27 protein-coding genes are annotated in these 25766 nt (G+C 73.1%); 17 read left to right on the top strand and 10 right to left on the bottom strand.

The genetic code is table 11. From position 1 onward, the window contains the following. Window positions 1-69: 69 nt before the first annotated feature. Entirely contained in the window at window positions 70-1932 is a 1863-nt protein-coding gene (locus ACGFYY_RS08905) for a serine/threonine-protein kinase (protein WP_393707781.1), read from the bottom strand. Between the two features lie 103 nt (window positions 1933-2035). Between ACGFYY_RS08905 and ACGFYY_RS08900 the strand changes: the two genes are divergently transcribed. Together ACGFYY_RS08900 and ACGFYY_RS08895 are read left to right on the top strand one after the other, a co-directional pair. Next, on the top strand, window positions 2036-2671 hold the full coding sequence (locus tag ACGFYY_RS08900) for a class I SAM-dependent methyltransferase (RefSeq protein ID WP_365278573.1): 636 nt from the start codon (window positions 2036-2038) through the stop codon (window positions 2669-2671). Continuing rightward, complete coding sequence (locus ACGFYY_RS08895; RefSeq protein WP_393707780.1) at window positions 2668-3000, top strand: hypothetical protein; 333 nt, start codon at window positions 2668-2670, stop codon at window positions 2998-3000. The genes ACGFYY_RS08900 and ACGFYY_RS08895 overlap by 4 nt, the downstream gene beginning before the upstream one ends. Before the next feature lie 46 nt (window positions 3001-3046). Here the strand turns inward: ACGFYY_RS08895 and ACGFYY_RS08890 are convergent, their stop codons facing one another. Continuing rightward, the gene (locus ACGFYY_RS08890) at window positions 3047-4042 is read right to left on the bottom strand and encodes a DMT family transporter (protein WP_393707779.1); all 996 of its coding nucleotides are present in this window, start codon (window positions 4040-4042) and stop codon (window positions 3047-3049) included. Window positions 4043-4071: 29 nt separating this feature from the next. On the opposite strand from ACGFYY_RS08890, the gene ACGFYY_RS08885 reads away from it, so the two are divergent. From ACGFYY_RS08885 to ACGFYY_RS08875, 3 genes are read left to right on the top strand one after another with little or no spacing between them, the layout of a single operon-like run. Next, the gene (locus ACGFYY_RS08885) at window positions 4072-5598 is read left to right on the top strand and encodes a PLP-dependent aminotransferase family protein (protein WP_393707778.1); all 1527 of its coding nucleotides are present in this window, start codon (window positions 4072-4074) and stop codon (window positions 5596-5598) included. 43 nt (window positions 5599-5641) lie between these two features. Beyond that, window positions 5642-6100 (top strand): LAETG motif-containing sortase-dependent surface protein, encoded by a 459-nt coding sequence (locus tag ACGFYY_RS08880; RefSeq protein ID WP_365267008.1) that lies wholly within the window; start codon window positions 5642-5644, stop codon window positions 6098-6100. Window positions 6101-6108: 8 nt separating this feature from the next. Next, window positions 6109-6783: an RNA polymerase sigma factor gene (locus ACGFYY_RS08875; RefSeq protein ID WP_393707777.1), complete on the top strand. Its 675-nt coding sequence runs from the start codon at window positions 6109-6111 to the stop codon at window positions 6781-6783. Window positions 6784-6991: 208 nt separating this feature from the next. Here the strand turns inward: ACGFYY_RS08875 and ACGFYY_RS08870 are convergent, their stop codons facing one another. Beyond that, the gene (locus ACGFYY_RS08870) at window positions 6992-7261 is read right to left on the bottom strand and encodes a hypothetical protein (protein ID WP_365267011.1); all 270 of its coding nucleotides are present in this window, start codon (window positions 7259-7261) and stop codon (window positions 6992-6994) included. Between the two features lie 59 nt (window positions 7262-7320). Further along, a complete protein-coding gene (locus ACGFYY_RS08865; protein WP_365267013.1) occupies window positions 7321-7773 on the bottom strand; it encodes a MarR family transcriptional regulator in 453 nt (150 codons plus the stop codon). Between the two features lie 244 nt (window positions 7774-8017). On the opposite strand from ACGFYY_RS08865, the gene ACGFYY_RS08860 reads away from it, so the two are divergent. The 3 genes from ACGFYY_RS08860 to ACGFYY_RS08850 all read left to right on the top strand — a co-directional run bounded on the left by ACGFYY_RS08860 (window position 8018) and on the right by ACGFYY_RS08850 (window position 11412). Further along, window positions 8018-9250: an MFS transporter gene (locus ACGFYY_RS08860; RefSeq protein ID WP_393707776.1), complete on the top strand. Its 1233-nt coding sequence runs from the start codon at window positions 8018-8020 to the stop codon at window positions 9248-9250. A gap of 84 nt (window positions 9251-9334) precedes the next feature. Beyond that, on the top strand, window positions 9335-9730 hold the full coding sequence (locus ACGFYY_RS08855; RefSeq protein WP_393708006.1) for a heme-binding protein: 396 nt from the start codon (window positions 9335-9337) through the stop codon (window positions 9728-9730). A gap of 62 nt (window positions 9731-9792) precedes the next feature. Beyond that, window positions 9793-11412 (top strand): glycoside hydrolase family 20 protein, encoded by a 1620-nt coding sequence (locus ACGFYY_RS08850; RefSeq protein ID WP_393707775.1) that lies wholly within the window; start codon window positions 9793-9795, stop codon window positions 11410-11412. A 25-nt stretch (window positions 11413-11437) separates the two neighbouring features. On the opposite strand, the gene ACGFYY_RS08845 is transcribed toward ACGFYY_RS08850, so the two are convergent. Further along, window positions 11438-11746 (bottom strand): DUF3040 domain-containing protein, encoded by a 309-nt coding sequence (locus tag ACGFYY_RS08845; protein ID WP_365267020.1) that lies wholly within the window; start codon window positions 11744-11746, stop codon window positions 11438-11440. Between the two features lie 113 nt (window positions 11747-11859). Further along, entirely contained in the window at window positions 11860-12678 is an 819-nt protein-coding gene (locus tag ACGFYY_RS08840; protein WP_393707774.1) for an endonuclease I family protein, read from the bottom strand. A gap of 217 nt (window positions 12679-12895) precedes the next feature. Here ACGFYY_RS08840 and ACGFYY_RS08835 point away from each other — a divergent pair, with 217 nt between their 5' ends. Further along, window positions 12896-13462, top strand: a complete 567-nt coding sequence (locus ACGFYY_RS08835) for a DJ-1/PfpI family protein (protein WP_393707773.1) — start codon at window positions 12896-12898, stop codon at window positions 13460-13462. Between the two features lie 153 nt (window positions 13463-13615). On the opposite strand, the gene ACGFYY_RS08830 is transcribed toward ACGFYY_RS08835, so the two are convergent. Next, complete coding sequence (locus tag ACGFYY_RS08830; RefSeq protein ID WP_393707772.1) at window positions 13616-14437, bottom strand: glutamate ABC transporter substrate-binding protein; 822 nt, start codon at window positions 14435-14437, stop codon at window positions 13616-13618. Window positions 14438-14922: 485 nt separating this feature from the next. On the opposite strand from ACGFYY_RS08830, the gene ACGFYY_RS08825 reads away from it, so the two are divergent. Then, the gene (locus ACGFYY_RS08825; protein ID WP_393707771.1) at window positions 14923-15465 is read left to right on the top strand and encodes a TerD family protein; all 543 of its coding nucleotides are present in this window, start codon (window positions 14923-14925) and stop codon (window positions 15463-15465) included. A 157-nt stretch (window positions 15466-15622) separates the two neighbouring features. Here ACGFYY_RS08825 and ACGFYY_RS08820 read toward each other — a convergent pair whose 3' ends face one another. Beyond that, window positions 15623-16255: a TetR/AcrR family transcriptional regulator gene (locus ACGFYY_RS08820; protein ID WP_365267029.1), complete on the bottom strand. Its 633-nt coding sequence runs from the start codon at window positions 16253-16255 to the stop codon at window positions 15623-15625. A 153-nt stretch (window positions 16256-16408) separates the two neighbouring features. On the opposite strand from ACGFYY_RS08820, the gene ACGFYY_RS08815 reads away from it, so the two are divergent. From ACGFYY_RS08815 to ACGFYY_RS08785, 7 genes are all read left to right on the top strand, one after another. Further along, a complete protein-coding gene (locus ACGFYY_RS08815) occupies window positions 16409-17263 on the top strand; it encodes a phosphatase PAP2 family protein (RefSeq protein ID WP_393707770.1) in 855 nt (284 codons plus the stop codon). Next, window positions 17260-18153 carry a hypothetical protein gene (locus ACGFYY_RS08810; RefSeq protein WP_393707769.1) on the top strand — a complete coding sequence of 298 codons (894 nt, stop codon included), beginning with the start codon at window positions 17260-17262 and terminating at the stop codon, window positions 18151-18153. The genes ACGFYY_RS08815 and ACGFYY_RS08810 overlap by 4 nt, the downstream gene beginning before the upstream one ends. A gap of 100 nt (window positions 18154-18253) precedes the next feature. Next, on the top strand, window positions 18254-18520 hold the full coding sequence (locus tag ACGFYY_RS08805; RefSeq protein ID WP_365267034.1) for a GlsB/YeaQ/YmgE family stress response membrane protein: 267 nt from the start codon (window positions 18254-18256) through the stop codon (window positions 18518-18520). A 196-nt stretch (window positions 18521-18716) separates the two neighbouring features. After that, a complete protein-coding gene (gene rraA / locus ACGFYY_RS08800) occupies window positions 18717-19196 on the top strand; it encodes a ribonuclease E activity regulator RraA (RefSeq protein WP_301364029.1) in 480 nt (159 codons plus the stop codon). A 90-nt stretch (window positions 19197-19286) separates the two neighbouring features. Further along, on the top strand, window positions 19287-20918 hold the full coding sequence (locus ACGFYY_RS08795; protein WP_393707768.1) for a peptide-N4-asparagine amidase: 1632 nt from the start codon (window positions 19287-19289) through the stop codon (window positions 20916-20918). Window positions 20919-20945: 27 nt separating this feature from the next. After that, a complete protein-coding gene (locus ACGFYY_RS08790; RefSeq protein ID WP_393707767.1) occupies window positions 20946-22661 on the top strand; it encodes a serine/threonine-protein kinase in 1716 nt (571 codons plus the stop codon). 53 nt (window positions 22662-22714) lie between these two features. After that, entirely contained in the window at window positions 22715-23620 is a 906-nt protein-coding gene (locus ACGFYY_RS08785) for a phytoene/squalene synthase family protein (RefSeq protein WP_393707766.1), read from the top strand. An 18-nt stretch (window positions 23621-23638) separates the two neighbouring features. On the opposite strand, the gene ACGFYY_RS08780 is transcribed toward ACGFYY_RS08785, so the two are convergent. Together ACGFYY_RS08780 and ACGFYY_RS08775 are read right to left on the bottom strand one after the other, a co-directional pair. Further along, on the bottom strand, window positions 23639-24367 hold the full coding sequence (locus tag ACGFYY_RS08780; protein ID WP_365267042.1) for a LysM peptidoglycan-binding domain-containing protein: 729 nt from the start codon (window positions 24365-24367) through the stop codon (window positions 23639-23641). Between the two features lie 414 nt (window positions 24368-24781). Next, window positions 24782-25738, bottom strand: coding sequence for a dihydrodipicolinate synthase family protein (locus ACGFYY_RS08775; RefSeq protein ID WP_393707765.1), 957 nt, complete (start codon window positions 25736-25738; stop codon window positions 24782-24784). Window positions 25739-25766 lie beyond the last annotated feature (28 nt).

The following is a 25766-nucleotide window of genomic DNA, read 5'->3' as shown; positions in this document are numbered from 1 at the left end:
CCGGGGCCGTCCACCGATGACCACGACGACCCCACGCAGCGCGGGCACGGCATCACCCGTGGGCTACGACTACCGCTTCCAGAGCGTCACTTCGGTCATGTACGTCGGGGTCGTGTAGCTCTTGTCGGTCGAGGGCTCGAGGCTGACGATCTTCACCATGGCCAGGTTGCCCTTGCTCGTGACGGTGCACAGCAGGTCGCCCTGGACGATGGTGCTGTCGGCGCCCGTGAGGTCCGACTCCCGCAGCTTGTTCGGGACGGGATCGGTGGCGGCCCCGGTCTCGCACTGTTCGGGAGTCGTTCCCTTGCTCTTGCCGAACGAGGTCGAGGTCCGGATCCCGTCGTAACCCATCGTCAGCTCCTGGTCCGACGAACTGATGTCGCCGAACGGTGCCACCTTGGGGAAGTCGAGGTCGACGTCGTTGAACTTGCCGAACTCCCTGGGCGCCAGGAACTTCACGGGCTTGTCCTTGAACACCGCGGTATAGGTGCGGGCGCCCGATGCGCCGGAGGACGAGCCCGAGGTCGAGGGTGACGGGGTCGAGGGGGTCGAGCCGCCGGCCTGCGCCGCCGGTGACGCGTCCTTGGGCGACTCCGCCGGCTTCTGCTTGCTGTCGCCCGCGGTCTGCTTCGCGCCGCCGTCCTCCTCGCTCGTGAGGTACCAGGTGCCGCCCGCGGCGAGGGCGAGGACCACGACACCCGCGCCGACGGCCAGCGGCACCCGACTGCGACGCGCCGCGGGTGCGGGGGCGGGGGTGGGGCCGGTCGGGCCTGTCGGCGCGCCGTACGCCGGTGCGTAGGTGGATGCGGCGGTCGGCGCGCCGTACAGCGGCGGGTGCGGGCCGCCCACCGGGCCCGGGCCCTGGGTGGGCGCGTAGGACGGGGGGACCGGCCCCGACGCCTGGGCGGGCGCCTGCGTGGGCGCGTACGGGGGCGGAGCCGGGGCCTGCGCCGGTGCCGAGAACTGCGTCGGGGACGGCACCGGCACCGGCACCGGCACCGGCGCCTGGGCCTGCGCCTGCGCCGACCGCTCGCGCCGCGCGATCTCCGCGGCCAGCGGCGCGGGCAGCCAGCCGTCGAAGTTCCGCAGCTCCCGGCCCGCCTCCCGGCCGCACCACTCGGCGAGTTCCGCCGGGGTGGGCCGCTGCTCGGCATCGGCGTGCAGGCAGCGCTCCAACAGTCGGCGCAACTGCTCCGGGTAGCCGCTCAGGTCCGGTGCCCGCTGCGGGGTGTTGGCTATCGCGGCGGCGATCGAGAGACCCGCGCCGTCGCCGTACGGGTGGCGGCCGGTGGCCACGACCGCGGCGATCAGACCCAGCGCGAACACATCGGTCGCCGCGGTGACCGTCCGGCCGAGCGCGTGTTCGGGGGACATGTACTGCGGCGTTCCGATGAACCCGCCGCTGCGCGTCAGCTGGGTGGTGTCGGTGGCCCGCGCGATACCGAAGTCGATCACCCACGGCCCGTTCGAACCGAGCAGGATGTTGCTCGGCTTGAGGTCGCGGTGCACCACCGAGGCGGCGTGGACGGAGTGCAGGGCCTGCGCCGTGCACCCGATCAGCTGGAACGCCGCGGGCAGCGGCAGCGGGCCGTGCGTGGCGAGGGCGTCGTCGAGCGCCAGGCCGGGCACGAACGCGGTGGCCAGCCACGGCTGTTCGCCGCTGGTGTCATGGTCGAGCACCGGCACGATGTGGTAGCCCTGCACGCGGCGGGCGGCCTGCACCTCGCGTTCGAAGCGGACCCGGAAGTCCTGCTCCTGGGCGAACTCGCGGCGGATGACCTTGAGGGCGACCGGCTGGTTGCCACGGGTCCGTGAGAGGTAGACGGAACCCATACCGCCTTCGCCGATCTTCGCGAGCAGCCGGTATCCGGCGATCTCCTGCGGATCCCCCGGACCGAGCGGTCTCAGTACGGCGTCGTCGGTGTTGGTCATGGGCTCCCCCTTGATGATCACTGGCACCAGATCCTAACGGCGCGGCGGACCGCCGACGCACCGCACCGGTACGGTGGTGCTCCGGAGACGAAGGGGCGGCCCGATGAGTCAACGCAAGTCGGCGGCAGAGGTGTTCGACGATCTGGGGGAGCGCTACGAGGAGGTGTTCGGGCGGGTGCCCGGCCAACTGGCCGCACTCGACTGGCTCACCGATCGACTCCCCGCCGGAGCAAGGGTGTTGGACGTGGGCAGTGGCACCGGACGGCCCACCGCCGAGGCGCTGGTCCGGGCCGGCTGCGCCGTCACCGGCATCGACGTCTCGACCGCCATGGTCGAACTGGCCCGCGCCAGAGTGCCGCGGGCCCGCTTCGAGCGGGCCGACGTACGGACCTACACGCCCGAGCGGGCCGACTTCGACGCGGTGTGCTCCTTCTTCCCGCTGCTGGTGATGGACCAGCCGGAGGTGGCGGCCGCACTGGACCGCATGGCGTCCTGGGTCGCGCCGGGCGGCTACCTCGTGCTGGCCACGGTGCCGGGGGACATCCGGGGCCTGGACATCGAGTGGATGGGCCACGAGGTCACCGTCAGCAGCCTCTCCACGGCCGACCACCTGGCCCGGCTCGCCGACCTGGGCCTGGAGGTGCTGCACCACCACACCGCGCACTTCCGACCCGCCGCCGACGGCGCGGCCCCGGAGGAGCACCTCTTCTGCTACGCGCGCCGGCGCGTGGGCGCATGACGGAGACGGACCTCCAATGGGACGCGGGGATCCGGCACACGTCGATGTCCGACAGCCGTTCCCGGTGCGGCGCCTCCTGGGTTCCCCCGGTCGAGGAACTGCTGTGGCGTACGGCGCGGGCCAGTACGCTCGTGCGGTTCTTCCCCTTCTCCAGCCACAACTCCTTGCGCCTCGCGACGAGCTCCGACTTCTTCGCGACCGCCGCGTACCTGGACCCTTGCATCGTGTACTGCTACGACGACTTCGACGCCCCGGACCGCAGGCCGGAGTACTGGGTCCGGGACGTCCGGCCGCAGGACCCGTCACGCGAGCCCGTCCTGCGGACCTAAGCCGTCGACGCCGCGGTACACGAGCTGGAGCGGCTGACCGTGGACGTCACCCCGGCAGCGTAGGAGTGGACCGCGGGGCCCGGTCCGGCCGCAGACCGGCGGCCAGTCCCGCGATCACCACGAGCAGGCCCAGCCACACCGCGGGGCCCGGGACCCCGCTGCCCGTGAGGACCCCCGCGCCCGCCGCGGCCAGGGGCGCGACCCCGGTCAGCAGACCGGCGCGGCCGGCGCCCACCGCGGCCACCGTGCGGTACCAGAGGAGGAAGGCCACCGCCGTCACCATCACGGCGAGGTAGCCGGCGGCCGCCCACCGGAACCGGCCCAGCGACACCAGCTCGGCCGGGCTCTCGAAGGCGACCGTGAGCCCCGCCAGCATCAGCGCACCCAACCACACCGCGTGCACGGACACCCCCCACGCCCCGTGCCGGCGCAGCACCGGCACCGCGAGCAGGGTGAAGGCGGCCTCGCAGCCCAGTGCGAGCGCCGCCCAGGCCACCCCGGCGGCGTCCGTCCGGCCCGTCCCCTCCACCAGCACGGCCCCCGCCACCACCACCGGAGCCGCGAGCAGCACCTGCCGGCTGGGCCGCCGCCCTTCCAGGAAGGGGCCGAGCAGACCCAACAGGATCGGTACGGAGGCCACCGCGACGGCGATGACGGCCGGTTCGGCGTGGGCGACCCCGCGGACCACGGCCACGTTGAACAGCACCAGCCCGGTCGCCGCGATCCCCGCCAGCCACAGCCACTCCCGACCGCGCGGCCTGTGCACCGGGACCCGGACCGCCCGGGCCAGGGCGAACAGCAGCAGCGCGGCGGCGGCGTACCGGACGGCCTGGGTGGCGAACAGGGGGGCGTCGACGAGGGCCCGCGAGACCGTGACGCTGCTGCCGACCAGCGCCATGCCCACGATCCCCGGAACCAGGTCGCGGAACGCGGTCGAGCCGACGGGGGAGTCGGGAGCGGAGGTGGTGGGGGAGCCGGGGGCAGCGCAGGCGGGGGCGGGTGCTGAGGTGGGGTCGGAGGGGGAGGCGGGCTGTGTCTGCATGTGTTCCAGCGTGGCCGCACAATGGCCCTATGAGCAGCTCCAAACAGGGTGATCCACAGGGGTCCAAAAACCTCAGCGGCTCGGACTTCCTCCAGCTCGACATCGGCCAGGCCCCGCCGGGCGGCCGCACCGACTGGCTGGCGGGCCGGCTCCGCGCCGCCATCGCCGACGGCACCCTCCCGGTCGGCAGCCGGCTTCCGGCCAGCCGGATCCTCGCCGCCGAACTGCGCGTATCCCGGGGGCTCGTCACCGAGGCCTACCAGCGCCTCGCCGAGAGCGGCCAGGTCAGCGGCCGAGGCCGGGGCGGCACCGTGGTCGTCGCCGCGCCCCCACCGATGGCCGGCCCCTCCCGTGCGCCGGAGCGCGGCGGGCTCGTGGACGCCCTGCGCGCCGTGCCCTGCCGGATCGACCTCTCGCCCGGGGTGCCCGACCTCACCGCCTTCCCCCGTACCGCCTGGCTCCAGGCCGAACGCCGGGTCCTCGCCTCGCTCACCCCGGCCGACTTCGGCTACGGCAACCCCCAGGGGGCACCCGCACTGCGCGAGGCGGTCGTGGGTTGGCTCGCCCGGAACCGCGGGATCCGGGCCTACCCCGACGAGGTGGTCGTCGTCGCGGGAGTGGCCCAGGCGCTGGCGCTGCTCGCGCCCGTCCTGCGGCAGCACGGCGTGCACCGGGTCGCCGTGGAGGACCCGGGCTCGTTGGGTGCCCGGCAGCAACTGGAGTACGGGCACATGGAGACGGTCCCCGTACCGGTGGACGGGGCCGGACTCGACGTGGCCGGGCTCCGGGCGAGCGGCGCCGGGGCCGTCCTGCTCACCCCGGCGCACCAGTTCCCGACCGGGGTCGTCCTCGACGGCGAGCGCCGTCGGGACCTGCTCGGCTGGGCGGCCGCCGGGGGACTGGTCATCGAGGACGACTACGACGCCGAGCACCGCTACGACCGGGCACCCGTCCCCGCCCTGCGCGCCCTGCTGCCCGAGGGGGTCTGCTACGCCGGGAGCGTGTCCAAGCTCCTCGCCCCCGCCCTGCGCCTGGGCTGGCTGCTGGTCCCGCCGCGCCTGCGCGACGCCGTGACCGCGGCCAAGCGCTACGCCGACCTCGGCAATCCGGTCCTCGCCCAGCTGGTCCTCGCCCGACTGATGGACTCCGGCGAGCTGGAACGGCACCTGCGCCACGTCCGGCGCCGCCATCGCCGCCGCCGCGACGCCATGCTCGCGGCCGTCGCCGAGCTGCTGCCCGGCGCCCGGGTGCACGGCGCGGCGGCCGGGCTGCACCTGATGGTCACCTTCGACGGCGCGGGCTTCGAGGACACGGACCTGGCCGCGGCGGCCCTGGCCCTGGGGGTGAAGGCCCATCCGCTGTCGTGGCACCGGATCCGGCCCGGCCCGCCGGGACTGATCCTCGGCTACGCGGCGGGCTCGACGGGAGAGATCGAGGACGGCATCGCCACGCTGGCCACGGCGCTGGCCGCGGTGGTCGGGTCGCCGGAAACCGGTCGGAAAGTTTTTCCGGAACGGCGACAACCTCCCGGGGGGTCGCGCGTCGTGCGGGGGTGAAGGGCGCACTCCCGCGTCCTCGACCCGACCGTGGAGAACCACCGTGAAGAACCTGTTGCGTGTCCCCTCGGCCTTCCGCCGGACGGCCGTCACCGCTGCCGCCGCCGGGGTGGCCGTCGCCCTCGCCGGTCCGGCCTTCGCCGCGAGCGGCGGTTCGGCCGCTCCCTCCCCGTCGGTCAGCGTGCCCGCGAGTGCCTCACCGAGCGCGGGCGTGGTCAAGCCCTCCCCGTCGGTGAGCACCCCGCCGAGCGCGGGATCGGACACGCGCAGCGCGACCCCCAGCGCCGCTCCCAGTGCCGCGCCGAGTGCCGCTCCGTCGGCCCCGGGCACGGGTGTGCGGCCCAGCGCGTCGCCTTCCGAGCCGGCCGCCGCCCCCGGCACCCCGGAGCTCGCGCATACTGGCTCCTCGGCGAGCACCGTCGCCATGGGCGCGGGGGCCACCGTGCTGGTCCTGGCCGGCGCGGGAGCCCTGTACGCCGTGCGGCGCCGCGCGAACAGCTGAGGAACCCCGTGCTCCAACTGGCACCACCCGTCGGCCCCCTCACGCCCGGCTTCGGCCGGGCGTGGCGGGGCCTTTGGTCGTTGCTGCGCCGCGAGCGCTCGGCCCCGGCCACCTCCCCGCGGTCGCGCCCGGACCCGTACGAAAGCGCGTACGGGCCCTCGTACACCTACGACCACACCGGCCTCGGCACGTCGCGGCCGCCCACCGTCACCGAGCTCTACCACGCGCACCGGCTGCGGATGGTCCGGCTCGCGGTGCTGCTCGTCGACGACCTGGCCACCGCCGAGGACGTGGTCCAGGACGCCTTCACCGCGCTGTACCGGCGGCACGGCGAGCAGATCACCGAGGTCGACAACGCGCTGGGCTACCTGCGCACCGCGGTGGTCAACACCTCGCGCTCGGTGCTGCGCCGCAGGCGGACCGTCCGGGCCTGGACCCCGCCGACGGCGGCCGACATACCGTCCGCCGAGGACCACGTCGTCCTCGACGAGGCGCACCGTGAGGTGCTCGCCGCGCTCGGCCGGCTCACCCCGCGCCGCCGCCAGGTGCTGGTGCTGCGGTACTGGGCCGATCTCAGCGAGGCGGAGATCGCGGCCACCCTCGGGATCAGCCGGGGAGCGGTGAAGTCCAACGCCAGCCGCGGCCTGGACGCCCTGGAACGGATTCTGGAGGGACGGATATGACGCGTGACGGCGAACGTCTCGCCGAGCGCCCCGTCGAGCGCCGGCTGCGGGAGGCCCTCGAAGCGCGCGCGGACGGCATCGACGTGCGGCGGCTGCGGCCCGCGGAGCCGCCCGGGGCGCACCTGGGACGGCTGCCGATGGCCCGGCTGCGGCGGTTCGCGTTGCCGCTGGCGGGGCTGGCGGCGGCAGCGGCGGTCGCCGGGGTCGGCTACCTGATGGCGGCCCCGGATCCGGCGCCCGGCCCGATGCCGCCGGCCACCCCGCCGAGGATCACGGCCCCGGGACCGTCCTCGGAGCAGCCGACGTCACCGGCACCGCGGCCGTCGGGTTCGGTGGCGCGGAGCCCGGGTGTGGCCCCCTCGGGGAGCCCGGCCGGTTCCTCGCCCCCCGGTCGGTCGGCGAGCCCGTCGGTCCCGGTCTCGCCCAGTCCGTCGGCATCGGCGCCCTCGGCGAGCCCGTCCGCGGCGCGCGGAGGCATCGTGACGTCCTCGCCCCCGCCGAGCTCCGCCCCGCGCTGAACGGCGATCCGCCCCGGGATCAGCGTCGGAGGTTCTCCACCGCCGCGACCAGCGGGGTGAGTTCAGGGTCGAGCGAGGCCTCGTCGAGCGCCTCGCGCAGCGCGGTGTCGTTGGTGGGGCGGGCGGCGGCCAGAAGGGCCAGGCCCGCCTCACTGACGTCGGTGTAGATGCCCCGCCGGTCGGTGTCGCAGATGTAGCGGTTCAGCAGGCCGCGGTCCTCCAACCTGCTCACCAACCGGGTCGTCGCGCTCTGGCTGAGCACCACGGAGTCGGCGACCTGGTGCATGCGCAGGTGCCCGCCCGGGCCGTCGTGCTGGCGGCTGAGCACGTCCAGCAGCGAGTACTCGCGCACGCTGAGGCCGTGGCCCGCCTGGAGGGCCCGTTCGATGTGTGCCTCGATCCGCCCGTGCAGGAGGGAGAGGGCGCACCAGCCCTGGGAGAGGGCGGTGAGCGCGCTGTCCGTGGCCGTCATGGGCTCCTCCATCGAAGCGTCCCTGGCTGGGTCTGTGTCCACCAGGATAGTCCACGCGCGCAATAGCCAGCGCTTGCAAATATCCCGCGTGTGCAATTAATGTGGACGCATGCAATCGGCGACCGCAATCAGCGGCACCCGGTCGTGATCGACGGCATCGCGCCCCGTCGCGGCCGTCGCGGCCGTACCGCCGTCGTCGCCGTCGCACCGTGCACCACCCCCTCCCCTGAAGGACACCTCCCCCATGCCTCTCGCACTCCTCGCCCTCGCCGTCGGGGCCTTCGGGATCGGCACCACAGAATTCGTGATCATGGGCCTGCTCCCGGAGGTCGCCGGCACCTACGGCGTCTCCATCCCCACCGCGGGCTTCCTGGTCACCGGCTACGCCCTCGGCGTCGTCCTCGGCGCGCCCCTCATGACCGTGCTCGGCACCCGCGTTCCCCGCAAGCGCATGCTGATGCTGCTCATGGGCCTGTTCATCGCGGGCAACGTGCTCTCCGCCCTCGCCCCCGCCTTCGGCGTCATGCTCGCCGGCCGTGTCGTCGCCTCGCTCGCCCACGGCGCCTTCTTCGGCATCGGCGCGGTCGTCGCCGCCGAACTCGTCGCCCCCGAGATGAAGGCCGGCGCCATCGCCATGATGTTCACCGGACTGACGGTGGCCAACGTCGTCGGCGTCCCCCTCGGCACCTTCGTCGGTCAGACCCTCGGCTGGCGCGTCACCTTCCTGATCGTCGCAGCCCTGGGCGTCGCCGGTCTGCTCGGCATCGCCCGGCTGGTACCCGACCTGCCCCGGCCCGAGGGCGGCGTACGGATCCGCCGCGAACTCGCCGCCTTCCGCAACGTCCAGGTGCTGCTGGCGATGGCGATGACCGTCCTCGGCTTCGGCGGCGTCTTCGCCGCGATCACCTACGTCACCCCGATGATGACGAACGTCGCGGGCTTCGCCGACACCTCCGTCACCTGGCTCCTCGTCCTCTTCGGCCTGGGCATGGTCGCCGGCAACCTCATCGGCGGCCGCTACGCCGACCGCGCGCTGATGCCGATGCTGTACGTGGCCCTGGGTGCCCTCGCCGTCACCCTCGCCGTCTTCACCCTGACCGCCCACACCAAGGTCGGCGCGGCCGTCACCCTCGTACTGATCGGCGCCCTCGGCTTCGCCACCGTGCCCCCGCTCCAGAAGCGCGTCCTGGACCAGGCCGCCGCGGCGCCCACCCTGGCCTCGGCCGTCAACATCGGCGCCTTCAACCTCGGCAACGCGTTGGCCGCCTGGCTCGGCGGACTGGTGATCGCCGCCGGCCTCGGCTGGACCGCCCCCAACTGGGTCGGCGCCGCCCTCGCCGCGTCCGCCCTGGTGCTCGCCCTCGTCTCCGGCGCGCTCGAGCGCCGTACGACGCGCCGCTCGGCCCGCGGCGACCGGGCCGCGGTCGTGGCGGCCGGCGCACCCGGAACGACCGCGGCCGTTCCCGCCCACCACTGATCCACCCCCCCGCGTACCCACGCACCCCCGCCCGCAAGGAGAGACCCGCATGTCCACCCCCACCCGCACCGCCGTCGCCCCCCCCTGAGCACCGAGGACGCCGAGCTGATCGTCGCCACCGCCTCGGCCGCCGCCGAAGCGGCCGGGGTCACGGTCAGCGTCACCGTCCTCGACGCCGGCGGGCACCTGCTCGCCTTCCGCCGCGACGACCGCGCCGTGCTGATCTCGGGCGAGACCAGCACCCGCAAGGCCTACACCGCGCTCCAGCTGAACGCGCCCACCGCCGACCTCGTCGAAGCCGTCCGGCCCGGCGGCCCCTTCCACACCCTGCCCACGGCTCTCGACCGGCCGCTGCTGTTCATCGCGGGCGGGCTGCCCGTCCACCGCGACGGCCGCCTGATCGGCGCCGTCGGCGTCGGCGGCGGCGCCCCCGAGCAGGACCACGGCTTCGCCGTCGCCGCGCGGGACGCCCTGATCTGAGCCCGCCGGGTCGCGCGCTCCTGTCCCCCGTGCCACGTTGGTACGGGGGACACGCATCCATCATGAGCAGACAGAGGCGACACAAGAGGGTCCACACGATCGCGACGGCCACGGTCGCCGCGCTGGTCACCCTTGCCCTGCCGGGCTGCTCGGCCGCCTCCGACGAGGCGCCCGCCCCCACCGCCCCGGGTTCCTCCACGACGGCGGCGCGGCCGGCCGAGGCCGCCCCCACCCCCACGCCGACCCCGTCCTACCCGCTGTCCACCGCCCCGCGCACTATTCCGGCGGTGCGGGAGCACGAACCCGCCCGCGGCCCCGGTTGGAAGCCCACCCCCGACGCCCGCGTGGTCGTCGCCCCGGACGACACCGCCGCCCTGTCCGACGAAGCCCAACTGCTGGCCGGTGAACTGAACATCGGATACGGCAAGTCGGCCGCGCCGCGCGCCGGGGACGTGGAGCTCTCCCTCGACGCGGGGGCCGCGGGAGGGCCCGAGTCGTACACCCTCGACGTGAAGGACGGCCGCGTCCGCATCAACGGACCCGACCAGGCCGGGGTCTTCTACGGCACCCGCACCCTCAAGCAGGCGGTCAAGAGCGCCGGTTCGGCCCCCGAGGGCACCGTGCGCGACGCCCCCGCCAAACCGCAGCGCGGCCTCAACCTGGACATCGCCCGCAAGTTCTACACCCCGGACTGGATCGAGGACCGGCTGCGCGAGATGGCCGACCTCAAGCTCAACCAGCTCGGCCTGCACTTCTCCGACGACCAGGCCTTCCGGATCCAGTCCGACACGCACCCCGAGATCGTCTCCACCCCGCACCTCACCAAGGACCAGGTCCGCGAGATCAACGCGCTCGCCGCCCGGCTGCACATCACCGTGGTCCCCGAGATCGACTCGCCCGGCCACCTCGGCGCGGTCCTCAAGGCCCACCCCGACCTGCAGCTGCGCGACACCCAGGGGCGTGCGGTCAAGGGCGCCGTGGACATATCGAAGCCGGCGTCCGCCAAGCTCGTGGACGAGCTGCTGCGCGAGTACATACCGCTCTTCCCCGGCGGAGCCTGGCACCTGGGCGCCGACGAGTACCAGGCGCTGGTCTACCGGGACCCGCAGGCCTCCTTCCCGCAGCTCGCGCGCGCGGCCCAGCAGCGGTACGGGCCTTCGGCACGGGTCCAGGACCTGGCGACGGGCTGGCTGAACGACCGGGCCGCCGTGGTCCGGCCCTCGGGGAAGGCCCTCAAGGCGTGGAACGACGGGTTCTTCGCGGGCGGGGTGACGAGCGCCGCGAAGGACATCCAGGTCGAGTACTGGACGGGCAAGGAGAACGGCGCCCGGCAGCCGCTGGAGTACCTGCGCGAGGGACGCAAGCTCGTCAATCTCAACGACGAATACCTCTACTACGTGCTGGGGCAGCCCAACCAGTTCACGTACCCCACCGGGCAGCGGATCTACGAACAGTGGACCCCGCTCGTCCTGCGCGGCACGACCCCCGTCCCGGCCTCCTACGGGCCGCAGATCCTGGGCGGGCGCCTCGCCGTCTGGAGCGACCTGGCCGGCGCCCAGACCCAGGCCCAGGTGGCCGCGGGCATCCAGGCCCCGCTGGCCGCGCTCTCCCAGAAGGTGTGGGACGCGCGTACGCCCCAGCTGCCCTGGGTCGACTTCAAGGCCCTCGCCGACCGGCTCTGACCCGGCCTGATCCGGAGGACCGGCCCTAGATCCCCTCCGAACGGTCGACGCGCTGCCGGCGGCGCCGGAGCCACTCGCCGACCAGCGGCAGCGCCAGGATCACCGCCGACGTCCAGACGGCGGCGAAGACCCAGATCAGGAGCCGGGAGACGGTGACCGCGGCCGCCACGAACAGCACCGCCGCCACCGCACCGAGCAGCCAGGCTGCCACGGTGCGCCGACGCCGGTGCGACGTGGACCGCAGGATCCGGTCGAGGGAACGATCACCCTTGAGTTCGGCCTCGATCGCGGAGAGGGCGCGCTGCTCGCGATCGGAGAGTCCGGCTCCGTCCATCACGACGTACCTCCGCCGGCTGCTGCCGTCGGGCGCGGGTCGCAGCCTCTGGCCTGGGAATACCCTGCCTGACGCGGCCCAACCCCGGAGGACGCCGTGACTGCGGTCCCGGGTCACCAGATGGAGGCGACCCACTCCGGGTGGTCGATGAACGGGTTGCGGTTGTGCTGGTACCGGTCGAATATGACCTGGTTCCGGCGCTGCTCGAAGGCGTCCGGCGGGTCCATCTGGCTCCACTGCTTCAGCAGGCTGATCCGGCCCATCGCGGGCGCCGAGCCGTTGTTGACCTGGTCGTTCAGCTCCAGGTTCGCGAAGCCGTCCTCGCCCTCGTAGCGGACGGCCATGTACAGCAGCATCCGCGCCACGTCACCCTTGACCGCGTCGCGCGGCTCGAAGGAATCGGCGTCGGTCAGGCTGCCCGGTGCCTCGCTGACGGGGCTGCCGCCCTTGTCGAAGTCCTTGTTGCCCCGGGTGCTGTTGACGGTGACGTCCTCGGGGCGCAGGTGGTGCAGGTCGGTGCCCGGGCCGGTGGCGGTGCCGAAGTCGCCGTGGCTCTTGGCCCAGACGTGCTCGCGGTTCCAGTCGTTGACCCCACCACCGTTCGTCGCCTTGGACTGGGAGCGGCCGGAGTACAGCAGGATGACGTTGTTCGCGTTGGCCGGGTCCTGGTCGGTCACCTTCAAGGCGTTCCACACGCCGTCGTAGGACACCTTCGACTGGGTCTTGATGATGTCGTGCAGAGCCGTCTTCAGCGCGGCCCCGGTCTTGCCCTGGGCGTTCGCGTAGTAGTCCGCGTACGGGTCCGCCGCGGCGGCCGTCGGGTTCTCGGTGGTGGTCGTGCCCTGCTGGCCGGCGGAAGCCGCGGCCGGTATGCCGATCAGGGCGGCGGCGGCGAGGGCGGCCGCCCAGGGGGTCAGGCGCGAGATCTTCATCAGGTGGGGGGTACCTCTCCATACGCACCGTCCCCGCCCGGGGAATTGGCGGAGTGTCAGTGGCAGTGCGAGAGTCACATTGTCATGTGCCCAACAGGTGAAAACCACGTGTCGGTAGTGAGGGATCTTGGTGTGTGCCGGTCGTGCGGCGCGGGCAGGGTAGCCGTGGCCCCGGTGGGGCCGGAGCGACCGTGACCAGCCCTCTCAGGAGCAGCCCATGGCAGTGAAGATCCTCATCGTGACCGGTGACGCGGCCGAGTCGCTGGAGGTCCTGTATCCGTACCAGCGCCTGCGTGAGGAGGGGTACGAGGTCCACATCGCGGCTCCGCAGGTGAAGAAACTGCGGTTCGTGGTCCACGACTTCGAGGAGGGCTTCGACACCTACACCGAGAAGCCCGGCTACACCTGGCCCGCCGACCTGGCCTTCGCGGACGTGGTCACCGAGGACTACGCGGCCCTCGTCGTCCCGGGCGGCCGGGCGCCCGAATACCTGCGCAACGACCCCGAGGTGCGCCGGATCCTGGCCGCCTTCGCGGAAGCCGACAAGCCGATCGCACAGATCTGCCACGGCCCGTTGATCACCGCCGCGGCCGGTGGGCTGAGCGGCCGGCGGGTGACCGCGTACCCGGCGCTGGAGCTGGACATGAAGGCGGCCGGGGCCGAGTTCGAGGACTCCGAGACCGTGGTCGACGGCACCCTGGTCTCGGCCCGGGCCTGGCCGGACCACTCGCGCTGGATGCGCGAGTTCCTGACCGTGCTGCGCGGCAAGGCTCCGGTGGGCTGAGCGGGAGCGCGCGACACACCGCCGGCCGTGACCCCCGACCCGGGCCGTCTCCAGGGGTTCACGGCCGGCGGGTCGTGACGGCGGGGCCGATGTCAGGCCGGACGGGGGCGCGCCGCGCCCCGGGGTCCGGTGCGGTCACCGCCCCGACGGGCGTCAGCTCACGGGGGTGATCGCCGGCGCCGGCTCGTACTTGTAGTTCGCGCCGAAGTTCTTCTTCACGGCCGCCTCCCAGGCGCCGTCCGCGACCATCTTCTTCAGCGCGTCGTTGATCTTGCGCTGGAGGTCCTTGTTGCCCTTCTTGACGCCGATGCCGTAGTTCTCGTTGCTCAGCGTCTGGCCGAGCAGCTTGAACTTGCCCTCGTTGCCCTTCCGGGCGGCGTACCCGGCCAGGATGGAGTTGTCCGTGGTCATGGCGTCGACCCGGCTCTCCTGGAGCGCGACGACACAGTCCGCGTAGCCGCTCATCTCCAGCAGGCCCGCCTTGGGGGCGAGGTTCTTGCGGAGGTTCTCGGCCGAGGTGGAGCCGCTGACCGAGCACAGGCTCTTCGAATTCAGATCCTCGGCCTTGGTGATCGAGGCGTCGTTGGCGCGGGTCATCAGGTCCTGGTGCGCGACGAAGTACGGGCCGGCGAAGTCGACCTTCTCCTTGCGCTTCTCGTTGATCGAATAGCTCGCGACGACGAACTTGACCTCGTTGTACTGGATCAGCAGTTCGCGGTCGTTGCTGTAGACCTGCTTGAATTCGATCTTGTCCGGCTTGTAGCCGAGCTCCTTGGCCACGTAGGTGGCCACATCGACGTCGAATCCGGAGAAAGTACCGTCGGTCTCCCGCATGCCTATGCCGGGCTGGTCGAACTTGATGCCGATGGCGAGGGTCCCGTCCCCCTGGTCCCCATCGTCGAAGACGCCGCACCCGGAGGCGGTCAGGGCGATCGCGATCACTGCGGCGACCGCACCGGCCTGGGGAACCTTCATGCTGCACTCTTTCCTGGGGTACGCGGGACGCGTCACCGGGATCGCCGGGGGCGTGTGGAACCGCGCGAATGTGGGGACGTGGGGACGCGTGTACGAGGAAGCTAGGAAGCGGACGGCCTCACCGTCACTAGATTTGAGGAAAACTTGAGGATAACGATCCGGTTCAGCCGCAGATCATGCGGTTGCCCGGGGTCGGAACGGGGAAAAGGGCGGGCCGGGAACGTCCGTGGTGCGACGGGTCGGGAATGCGCCGCTATGGGGTGAAAGGCCGCCCATCGGTCTTATCCGGATGTGGGCGTTGCTCGACCCGATGCGCGCACCTGCTCCGGGTCGGGGAATTCCGGTGCGCGGCACGGTCGACCACGACGACGGGGTCGAGGTGACCGAACCGGCCGAAATGGCCGGAAACGTACGATCGTTCGGGCCGGGCCGGGGGGCTCGTGGGATCATGGGCGGGCAATGCCTGTGAACGAAGGGGGAGTTCGGTGAGCGGTGTACGCAAAGGACTGGCCAAGGTGGAGTTCGCCCTGCGGTGGGACCCCAGCCCGACCGGCGCGCCGGCGAACGACCTCGACATCGTCGCCGCCGTCTTCGGCGCCGCGGACCTCCAGGGGACTCCGGTCCAGCTGGTGCACTTCGGCAGTCGTTCGCCGGACGGAACCATCACCTTGAACCGGGACAGCCATACCGGCCAGGGCTTCGGCTTCGACGAGGTGATGACCGTCGAGCTGGACCGGATGGCGTCGGAGTCGGCGCGGGTGGTGGTCGGCGTCGTCATCCAGAACGCCGAAGGGGGCGCCGCGGGCCGTACGAAGACCTTCGCCGACATCGGCGGCACCGGATTCCGGATCCGCGAGGGCCACACCGACCTGGCCCAGGGTGACTTCGCGACCGTGTCCTCCGCCACCGCGGCCACCGTCGCCGAGTTCACCCGCGACGCCTCGGGCGCCTGGTCCTTCGACCTGCGGCTGCACGGCTTCGAGGGTGACCCGGAGGCCTTCGCCCGGACCATGGGCGCGCTCCGCTGAGGCCGGCCGTCCGGGCCGGTGCGGAGCCGCACGGATCGGGCGGCGACCACTCCTGGGGTGAGTGGTCGCCGCCCGATCCGGGTGGCGCGCTGCCGCCGTCCCCACGAGGCAGCGCGGGCAGGTCGCCGTCAGGTCATCAGGACGGCGGCCCGCCGGTTCAGGGGGCCTGGTCGGCCGGGGGGCCGGTGGGGCGGGGAGGCGTGAGGCCCAGGGACGGGAGCAGCACGGCGTCGACGAACCGGACCAGGTAGTCGGAGTCCGCGTACCGCCCCTCCAGGACCGGCCGGATGCGGAGTACGCCCATCAACTGGGCGGGCAGGAACTCCACGGCCGGATGGTTCGCCTCGATCTCGCCGCGCGCCACGGCCCGTCCGACCATCTCGTCGAACGCGGCCAGCTCCGGCTCGACCAGCGCCTCGCGCAGGGCGGCCTGGAGTTCCTCGTCACTGAGCACGGCGTGGCCGAGGGCCTGCGTCAGCCGGGTGTCCCGGCCGGAGGTGCCGGCCGCGATCCGGGCGGCTTCCCGTAGATCGCCCGCCAGTGAACCGGTGTCCACGGTGACGAGGGTGCCGTGGCGGCCCGCACGCAGGGCGGCGGCGACGAGCTGGGGCTTGGTCTTCCACTGCCGGTAGAGCGTCGATTTGCCGCAGCTGGCCCGGGCGGCGACGCCCTCCATGGTCAGGGCCTCGTAGCCGTGCTCGCGCAGCTGCTCCAGGACGGCGTCGTAGAACTCCTGCTCCCGCTCCGGGGTGATCTTGGAGCGGCGCGCGGGGGACGGCGTCGTCGTCATGGATGCGGCTCTCCTCTGGGGCGCCTCGGCGGCAGGTTCCACTACGGAAGTGTACGGGAACGCGACCGTATCGGTACACCAGCGTATCGATACGCCAATGTATCGATACACTGGCGTGTCGCTGTGCGCGTAAACAGGAAGAGAGACCGGGGGATGAGCTCCCACACCACACCTGCCGAGCCGGCAGCCGGACCGAGAGCCGCGCGCCGCCGCCTCATACGCGAGCTGCTGCTCGTCGCGGGATTCTTCACCGTCTACAAGGCGGGCCGGCTGCTCTCGACCGACCGCACCGAAGAGGCCTTCCGCAACGCGGCGCGAATATGGGACGCGGAGCGCTTCCTGCACCTGCCCGGCGAAGGCTTCGTGCAGCGGCTGCTGCTGCACGGGGACGCCCTCGTCACCACCGCGAACACCTACTACGCGGGCGTCCACTTCCCCGCCACCGCGCTCTTCCTGATCTGGCTCTACATCCGCCGACCCGCCCACTACCTGTGGACGCGCCGCGTACTCGCCGGACTCACCGGAGCCGCCCTCGCCCTGCATCTGGCCTTCCCGCTCGCGCCCCCGCGCCTGCTCGACGCCGCGCAGCTCATCGACACCGCCCAGGTCTACGGGCCCACCGTCTACAAGGCCGCACCGGCCGAGGACACCCTGGCGAACCAGTTCGCCGCCATGCCCTCCCTGCACTTCGGCTGGGCGCTGATGCTCGCGCTCGGCATGATCGCCGCCACCTCCTCACGGTGGCGCTTCCTGTGGCTGCTGCACCCGCTGCTGACCCTGTTGGTGATCGTCGGCACCGCCAATCACTACTGGCTCGACGCCGTCGTGGCCGCGGTCCTTCTCCGGGCGGCCCTGCTGCTCATCCCGAAGCCGCGCCCGAGCGACCCGGATCCCGACCCGGGCGCGGGCCCGGACCCCGGATCGGCCTCGGAGCCGGTCCAGGACATCCCCGTACGAGACCTGCCGCGCCCGCGGAGCACGGACACGGCCGTAGGAGCCGGAAGATGAACGACACCACCCTGGCCGTAGGGCTCTGCCTGGCCTCGGCCGTGGCCTACGCGGCCGCCGCCGTCGCCCAGGAACGGCTCGCCCGGGCCGCCGTCGCACGCACCGCCAAGGCCCTGCTGGGCTCCGGTGCCTGGTGGTGGTCGGCCGGGCTGAACGCCGCCGCCGCGCTGCTGCACGCGGCGGCCCTGCGCTACGGCCCCCTCACCCTCGTGCAGCCGCTCGGCGCGCTCACCCTGGTGGCCGCCGTCCCGCTGGGGGCGCGCAGGTCCGGCCGCCGGGTGGCGGCCACCGAATGGCGGGGCACCCTGGCCACCGTCGCCGGGCTCGGCCTGCTGCTGCTCCCGGCCTCCGGGCCGGCCCCCGACGACACCCTCACGCTGATCGAGGCGCTGGCCGTCTCCGGCGCGACCATCGCCGTGATCCTGATGCTGACCGCCGACAAGGACCCGCGCTCGGGCCTGCGCCACGCGACCGCCTCCGGGCTGGCCTCCGCGGCGGCCTCGGCCCTCACCCAGACGGTGGCCGTGGCGGCCGGTCGCGGTGGAGCCCTGCTCAGCGTCCGGGTCGTCGCGGTGGCCCTGCTCGTCGTGGTGTTCGCGGTCGGCGGGATGCTGCTGTCGCAGCGGGCCTACCGCGGTGGACTCGGCGCCCCGCTGGCCGTGGTGAACCTGGCCAATCCGCTGGCCGCGGCCGTCATCGGCATGGTCCTGCTCGGCGAACGGCTGCAGGGCGGAGTGCCCGGGCTGCTGTTGGCCGGGGCCGGGGCCTTCCTGGCGGCGCGCGGAGTGCTCCTGCTGACCCGGACGACGCCCTCCGCCGGGACCGGCCCGGGCGCCGGCCCCGTCCCGGGTCCGGAGCTCCCCGTGCAGGTCGGGCGCGTGGCGGTCTGAGCGTCGGAGAACCGAACCCCGCCCGGGCGCGTCCTCCCGGGAGAAGAGCGGAACACCTGAACGACCGGACAACCGGACGACCGAAGCGGAGTGACTGGACATGGGGATCGTCAGCTGGATCATCCTGGGACTGCTGGCCGGAGGCATCGCCAAGGTCCTGCTGCCCGGCCGGGACCCCGGAGGCCTGATCGGGACCACGCTCATCGGCGTCGCCGGAGCCTTCATCGGCGGCTGGCTGTCGGCGAAGTTCCTGGACAAGCCCATCCAGACCGAGTTCTTCGACCTCGCCACCTGGGGCTCCGCCATCGCGGGCTCGCTGGTCCTGCTGATCGGCTACCGCATCCTCTTCGGCAACTCCCGGGACTGACCCGGCCGCACGCGATCCGGCCCGGCGAACACCCCGGCGAACACCCCGGCCCACGCCCCGACCCCGGACGCCCGTCGGATTCCGGCCGATGTCCGACCCGGGCCGCCGACCGCCTCGCCGCCCCGCACGACCGGCGGCCTACGCCGGCCGCACCGACGTCACGTACGAGCACGAGCAGCGAGGAACCGGTAGCCAGATGAGTGTCACCCCCGTCCCCACAGCCGACCTGTACGACGAGTACGGCGAGTCCCTGGCCATCTGCGCCACCGGATTCCGCCAGTTCGGCGGTCGCCGGCTCTTCGCGGGCCCCGTACGGACCGTGCGCTGCCACGAGGACAACGCACTGCTGCGCACCCTCCTCCACACGCCGGGCGAGGGCGCGGTCCTCGTCGTGGACGGCGGCGGCTCGCCGCGTACCGCCCTCGTCGGCGACCTCATCGCGGGCGCCGCCGAGGCCAACGGCTGGGCCGGCCTGATCATCAACGGTTCGGTCCGCGACAGCGTCGCCCTCGGCGGGCTCGACCTCGGCATCAAGGCGCTCGGCACGGTTCCCCGCAAGAGCGGCAAGACCGGTGACGGCGCCGTAGACGAGCCCGTCACCATCGGCGACGTCACCTTCCGCGCCGGGGACACCGTCCACGCGGACGACGACGGCGTGGTCGTCCTGCCCCGCTGACGTACGAGCGGGACCGGACGGGCAGAACCGGCCAGGGCCGGAGCACCGGCCCTGGCCCCGGCCCGGCGGGCCGGGTTTCACTGCGGGTCCATGAGACGACGACGCAGGATCACCGGCCTGCTCGGCGCGATCGCGCTGACCGCCGCCACCCTGGCCGCCGCGGGACCCGCGTACGCCGCCGGGACCCCGGTCGCGGATCCGCCGCCCGCCGAGTTCGGCACCGACTGGCACGACCCGCTCACCGCGGCCCCACCCGTCGCCCGGCCCGACACCCGCTCGTGCCGGGTGACCCTCGCGGAGGCGCGGTTCCGCGACTTCACGCCCTACCGGGGCGACTACACCCCGCCCACGGCCTGCGGCACCGCGGGCTGGGCCACAGTCGTGCTGCGCCTCGACGGCAAGGTCAAGGGCCGCCAGTACGACCGCCTCGGCCACCTCTCCCTCGGCGGGGTCGAGATCCTGCGCACCTCCACCCCGCAGCCCTCGCCCGACGGCATCAGCTGGTCCGTCGAGAAGGACGTCACCCGCTACCGCGACACCCTCGCCCACCCGCAGCCCGTCGAGATGCTCATCGGCAACGTCGTCGACGACACCTACACCGGCGTCATCGACGTCAAGGTGACCCTGACCTTCTACGCCGCCGACGGCCGCCACCCGGCCCCCGACACCCCCGACCGCGTCCTGCCCCTCACCACCCCCTCCGTCACCACCCCGCGCAACACGGAGCGCCTCCTCGCCGAGGTGTACGCCACCGGCTCGGGCGGCGGCTGCGAGGAGTACTGGTACATGACCACCCCGGACGCGGCCCCGTACTCCTGCAAGGCGGCCGACGGCCCGTACCGCGAGGTCCGGGTATCGGTCGACGGACAGCTCGCCGGCATCGCCGCGCCCTTCCCCACCGTCTGGACCGGAGGCTGGTCCAACCCCTTCCTCTGGTACGTCACCCCCGGCCCGCGCGCCTTCGACGTCCAGCCGATCCGCTACGACCTCACCCCCTACGCCGCCCTCCTCAACGACGGCCGTCCGCACCGCATCGAGGTCTCCGTCGCCGGGGTACCCACCGGAGCGAGCGGCTGGAGCACCCCCACCAACCTGCTGCTCTGGCAGGACGAGGCCCGGGAGGTCGTCACCGGCGCCCTGACCCGGTACGAGCGCAGCGATCCGACCGGCCATTCCCGCTGGACCCCCGCCGCCCCCGGCGGGCAACACCGTCTGGACACCGATGACGGCCACCGGTTGACGGTCGCCGGCCACCTGAACACCTCCCACGGCCGCGTGGCCACCACCATCACGCGCGCCGTCGCGAACACCTCCGCACACCGCTGGACCGACGGCGAGAACCAGGACGCTCTCACCGCCACCTGGAGCGACGAGGAGAGCGTGACGCACGGACCGACCACCACCCGGACCGCCCGCACCTACACGGTGGACGGCGAGACCACCCTCGGGGCCGGCGACCGGCTGCGCACCGTCCTGTCGCTCGGCGACCGCGCCGACAGCATCACCCGACGCGGCGGCCGGACCGTCGACAGCTCCCGGCTCGACGACCGGTACACCGGCGACGCCACGTACACCGCGAACGTTCCGCGCGACCAGCGGCACGCGGTCGCCACCACCTCCGCCCGCTACCGGTTGTACGGGTCAGCGGCACCCGGCGGCTGTTACGACCGGACAGTGGCCACCGCCCAGGGAACGCTCACGGTGGACCGCCGACACTGCTGAGCCGATCGCCCCTTACGATGAGCGGCCATGGATACGAGTGAGGCCGGCAGACAGCTGATCGACGGCCGTTTCGAGCTGGTCGCCCCCCTGGGCAGCGGGGGCATGGGTACGGTGTGGCGCGCCCGCGACATCGCCCTGCACCGCGAGGTCGCGCTCAAGGAGGTGCGCCCGCCGGACCCGGCGACCGCCGCGGCCCAACCCGGCCTTGCCGACCAGATGCGCGAACGGGCCGTCCGCGAGGCCCGCGCCCTCGCCCGCCTCGCCCACCCCCACGTGGTGACGATCCACCACATCGTCGAACCGCCCGACGGTGTGGACGGACACCCGTGGATCGTCATGGAACTCGTCCAGGGCGGCTCCCTGCACGACCGGCTGTCGTCCGGCCCCATGCCGCCCGCCGACGTGCTGCGGCTCGGCCTCGACGTGCTCTCCGCGCTGCGCGCCGCGCACGCCGAGGGGGTCCTGCACCGCGACGTGAAGCCGGCCAACGTGCTGCTGCGGCCCAGCGGGTCGGCGGTGCTCACCGACTTCGGCATCGCGGCCCTGAGCGACTCGACCGCTCTCACGTCGACCGGTGTGTTGATCGGATCTCCCGAGTACATCGCGCCCGAACGCGTGCGCGGGGAGGAGGGGCTGGCCGCCTCCGACCTGTGGTCACTGGGCATGCTGCTCTACGTGGCCGCGGAGGGTGTCCACCCGCTGCGCCGGGCCACCAGCCTGGCCACGGTCGTCGCCGTGCTCGACGAGCCGATCCCCGCCCCCGTGCGTTCCGGCCCGCTGGCACCCGTACTGGAACGGCTGCTCGTACGGGACCCGGCCGCGCGACCCGACGGGGCGCAGCTGGAACAACTGCTCCGGGACGCGAGTGCCGCTCTCGGATCCGGCCACGGGGCGGGGGCCGCGCCCGTCGCCGCAGCGGCAGCCGTCTCCGCACCGGCCACACCGGCCGCACCGGCCACTCAAGCCACGCCGGCCGCACCCGTCGTCCCGGGTCAGTACGGCCCGTACGGCGGCCCGTACGGACCGCCGACCCCGCCGCCGTTCGGCCAGGGCGGCTCCCCCTACGGGACCCCCACCAGGCCCGTCCCGCTGACGAACGCACCGCGCAGGCGGCCGGCCCTGATCGGCGCGGCCCTCACGGTGGTGCTGGCGGCCGCCGTCGTCGGGATCGTCCAGTGGATGCCGGACGGGAAGTCCGGCGACGACGACGCGGCCGATTCCCGCGCGGGCCGGCCCGCGGTCACCACGCCGGCGTCCACCCCGAGCGCGAAGGCGAGCACGTCCAAGACCGTCGCGGCCCGCGGCAGCATGCTCACCCCGCAGAACATCCGGATCGCCCTGGACGCGCTCAAGGAGAAGACCGGCACCACCACCTTCGTGGACCTCACGGTCTACGAGGGCTACGTCCTCGCCTCCATCCCCACCGCCCCCGGTGCCGACACCGTCGACGCCTGGCAGTACCGCGACGGCGCCGCCAAGCGCACGGGCCCGGACGGCACGGTGGAGGAGGGCGAGCCGCTCATCGACATGGCAACCGTCAACTGGGACGCGGTGCCCGGTCTGCTGGAGCAGTCCAAGAAGGAGTTCGGCATCGAGAAGCCGACCTCGACCTATGTGATCATCGACCCCTGGATGATGGATCAGGTCCCCGCCATGCGCCCCTACGTCACCGACGAGTACGGTCGCGGCGGCTATCTGCTCGCGGGTATCGACGGCAAGGTCAGGAAGGCCACCAAGTTCTGAGGTCGTCCACCCGTACACACCCACGGTCCGACAGGTTCAGGAGCACGACCATCATGCCCAGCTGGCGCACCACCCTCACGGCGGCCGGCATCTCCGGCACCCGGCTGCGGGAGGACTACGCGCACGCCGCGCGCCGGGTGCTCCGCCGCGAGTCCGCCCCGTACCTGGCGCTACGGCTGCTGGCCGCGCCGCCGCTGGTGCCCGCCCTCGCCGCGGGTCTCGCCTTCATGAACCTGGTCGACGATGTCGCCGAGACCGGTACCCCGCGGCAACGGGCCGCCGGTCTCGCCGCGTTGTCCGAGCGGGTGGAGGCGGCCCTGGAGTCCGGGGACAGCCCCGACCCCCTGCTGCGGGCCTACGCGCACGCGGTGGACTCCCGCGGCCTGCCCCCGCACTGGGTCTCGCGGTTCCTGGAGGGAGCCGCCACCGCCGAGGCCGGCTTCGACGGCTTCGCCGCGGAGGAGGACTTCCAGGCCTACCTCGACGCCTACGCCTGGCCCGGGGTCCTGGTCTTCACGGGTCTGCAGTACCGGGGCGGCCCCGACGCGGAACAGGCCGCGGGCTGGCGGCGGTTCGTCGACGCCGCACAGCGCGTGGACTTCCTCGCCGACCTGCACGGGGACCTCGCGGAGGGTCGGCTCTGCATCCCGCGCGCCCGGCTCGACGAGCACCGCGTGACCCGGGCCGACCTGGAACAGGCCCGGGACACCCCGGCCGTGCGGGCCCTGCTGGCCGCCGAGTGCCGGCGCGCCCGTGGCGCCCTGGACGCCACCCACGGCATCCTCGACCTCGCCGAACCCGGGCTGCGTCCCGTCATCGCGACCATGGCGGAGCTGATGGCGCACCAGCTGACGGCCGTGGAGCGGGCGGGAGCCGCCGCCCTGCGCCGGGACATCGGGTACGGCCTGGCGGCGCCCCTGCGGATCCTCGTCCGCGCCGCCCGGCGTCCTCCGGTGTGAACCGGCGCGGGGAGTTTCCTAGTAGGCCCCGTTGACGTTGTCGATCGAGCCGTAGCGCGCGGCCGCGTAGTTGCACGCGGCGGTGATGTTGGCGACCGGGTCGTAGGAGTTCTGCGAGGTGCCGGGCACGTGGTAGGCCTGGAAGGTCGGATCGATGACCTGGAGCAGCCCCTTGGACGGGATTCCGTTGCGGGCGTTGATGTCCCAGTTGTTGATCGCCAGCGGATTGCCCGAGGACTCGCGCATCACATTGCGGTGAATTCCGTTGTAGGAGCCGGGAATACCGTGCTTGGCCATGACGGCGAGGGACTCGCGGATCCACCCGTCGAGATTGTTCGGGTAGGCGGTGACCGGCTTGGCCGCGGCGGCGGTCTTGACGGCGGGCTTGGCGGCGGGGGTGAGGGTGGTCCGGGCGGCGGACCTGCTCGCGCGCTCGGGCTCCGCCTGGGTGCCGAGCTTCAGCTTGATGCCGGGCCGGATGATCGACGGGTTGTCGCCGACGACGCTCCGGTTCGCCGCGTAGAGCTGCTGCCAGCCGCCGCTCACGGAATGCTTCGCCGCGATCTCCGAAAGGGTGTCGCCCGCGACCACGGAATACGTCGTGGGGGCGGCGGCCGTCTCCACCGCCCCGGCGGTGGTGGCGCTGATCAGCGGGAGAGTGAGGGCCGCGCCGCCGGTGCCGGCGAGAGCCAGCTTGCGGGTGATCCGGTAGTGCTTCGGCCGACGGTGCTTACCCTTTGCAGGCATGGTGGAATTCCTCACGTGGGGGGACGGGAGATCCCGGGTGGCGGCCGCATCAAGCCGCTGACCACCAGGAACGAGGTGACCGTAGGCGAGCGCGCCGCGCCGGAACAAGACCCGAATTCCACCGATAGATCGACATCTCGCTATCGACCGGGTAAATGACCTTGAAGGGGTATCCGCGCAATAGCCGATTCCCTTTCCGGGAAAAGGGAATCGGCTGTTCTGCGGAAATGATGTTGAGGTGTTCGGTGTGGCTCACATCACGGGTGGCTGACCCGGGAGTCAAATCGGGCAACTCCACTCTCCGAGGCCTTCATTCGGGCGACCGGAGCTTAGGTGGCGAATCACCCATCAAGGACACTTTCCGGCGTATCGCCGGTCGATCTGCGCCCCAGGAGCACCGCCGGCCGTCCAGGGTCACCCCAGCCGCTCCAGTGCAGCGGTCACGGCCGCCACCGCCCCCGGTGAGGCCGGTAGCAGGGGCAGTCGGACGTCCGGGGTCGGGATCCGCCCCTGGGCGTGCAGGACGCCCTTGAGCACCGCCGGATTGGGCTCGGCGAAGGCCGCCGCCGACATCCGGGCCAGCGCGTGCCCCAGCGGCCGTGCACGGGCCACGTCGCCCGCCCGCCAGGCCGCGGCGAGCTCCGCGAAGCGGTCCGTCGCCAGGTGCGCCGAGGCCAGGATCCCGCCCACGGCGCCCAGCGCCAGCAGCGGGGACAGGTACACGTCGTCACCGGCCAGCACGTCGAACCCGGACGGCAGGTCGCCGAGCAGCGCCACCGCCTCCTCGCCGATGCCGCCGCCGGCGTACTTCACCCCGGCGACACCCGGAAGCGCCCCGAGCGCCCGCAGCGCGGCCGCGTCCAGCGGCTGCCCGGTGCGGTACGGGATGTGATAGACGATCAGCGGTACCGGGCTCACCTCGGCGAGCCGCGCGAAGTGCGCCAGCACCCCGGCGGCCGCCGGGCGCACGAACGGCGGTACGGTCACCAGCGCCGCCCGCACCTCGGGCCACCGGGTCAGCCGGGCCAGCGAGGCCTCGGCCGCCCGGGTGCCGCCGGCCCCCGCGCCGACGGTCAGCGGCACGCCCCGCTCCCCGCAGATCCCGGCGCACACCCCGGTGACGAGATCGCGTTCCGCCTCGTCGAGGCCGGCCGTCTCCGCGGTGGTGCCGAGCGCGACGATGCCGGTGGCGCCCGCGTCGAGCACCTCGTGGGCCAGTGCTTCCAGCGCCTCGACGGCGACCTCCCCGCCGTGGGTGAAGGGAGTGACGAGCGGTACGTGGATCCCGTGCAGCGGGAGGGCCTCCGCGATGTCCTGCGGGGTGTTCTGCGAAATGTCCTGTGCGGCGTTTCGTGCGATGTCCTGTGCCATGCCCAAGAGCCTCGCCCGCCCGAAGGGT

The sequence above is a fragment of the Streptomyces sp. NPDC048331 genome (genome assembly GCF_043201215.1).
In the GTDB taxonomy this organism is placed as follows: Bacteria; Actinomycetota; Actinomycetes; order Streptomycetales; family Streptomycetaceae; genus Streptomyces.
The sequence above is the reverse complement of the archived record's forward strand: the minus strand, read 5'-3'. Positions and strand labels throughout refer to the sequence as shown.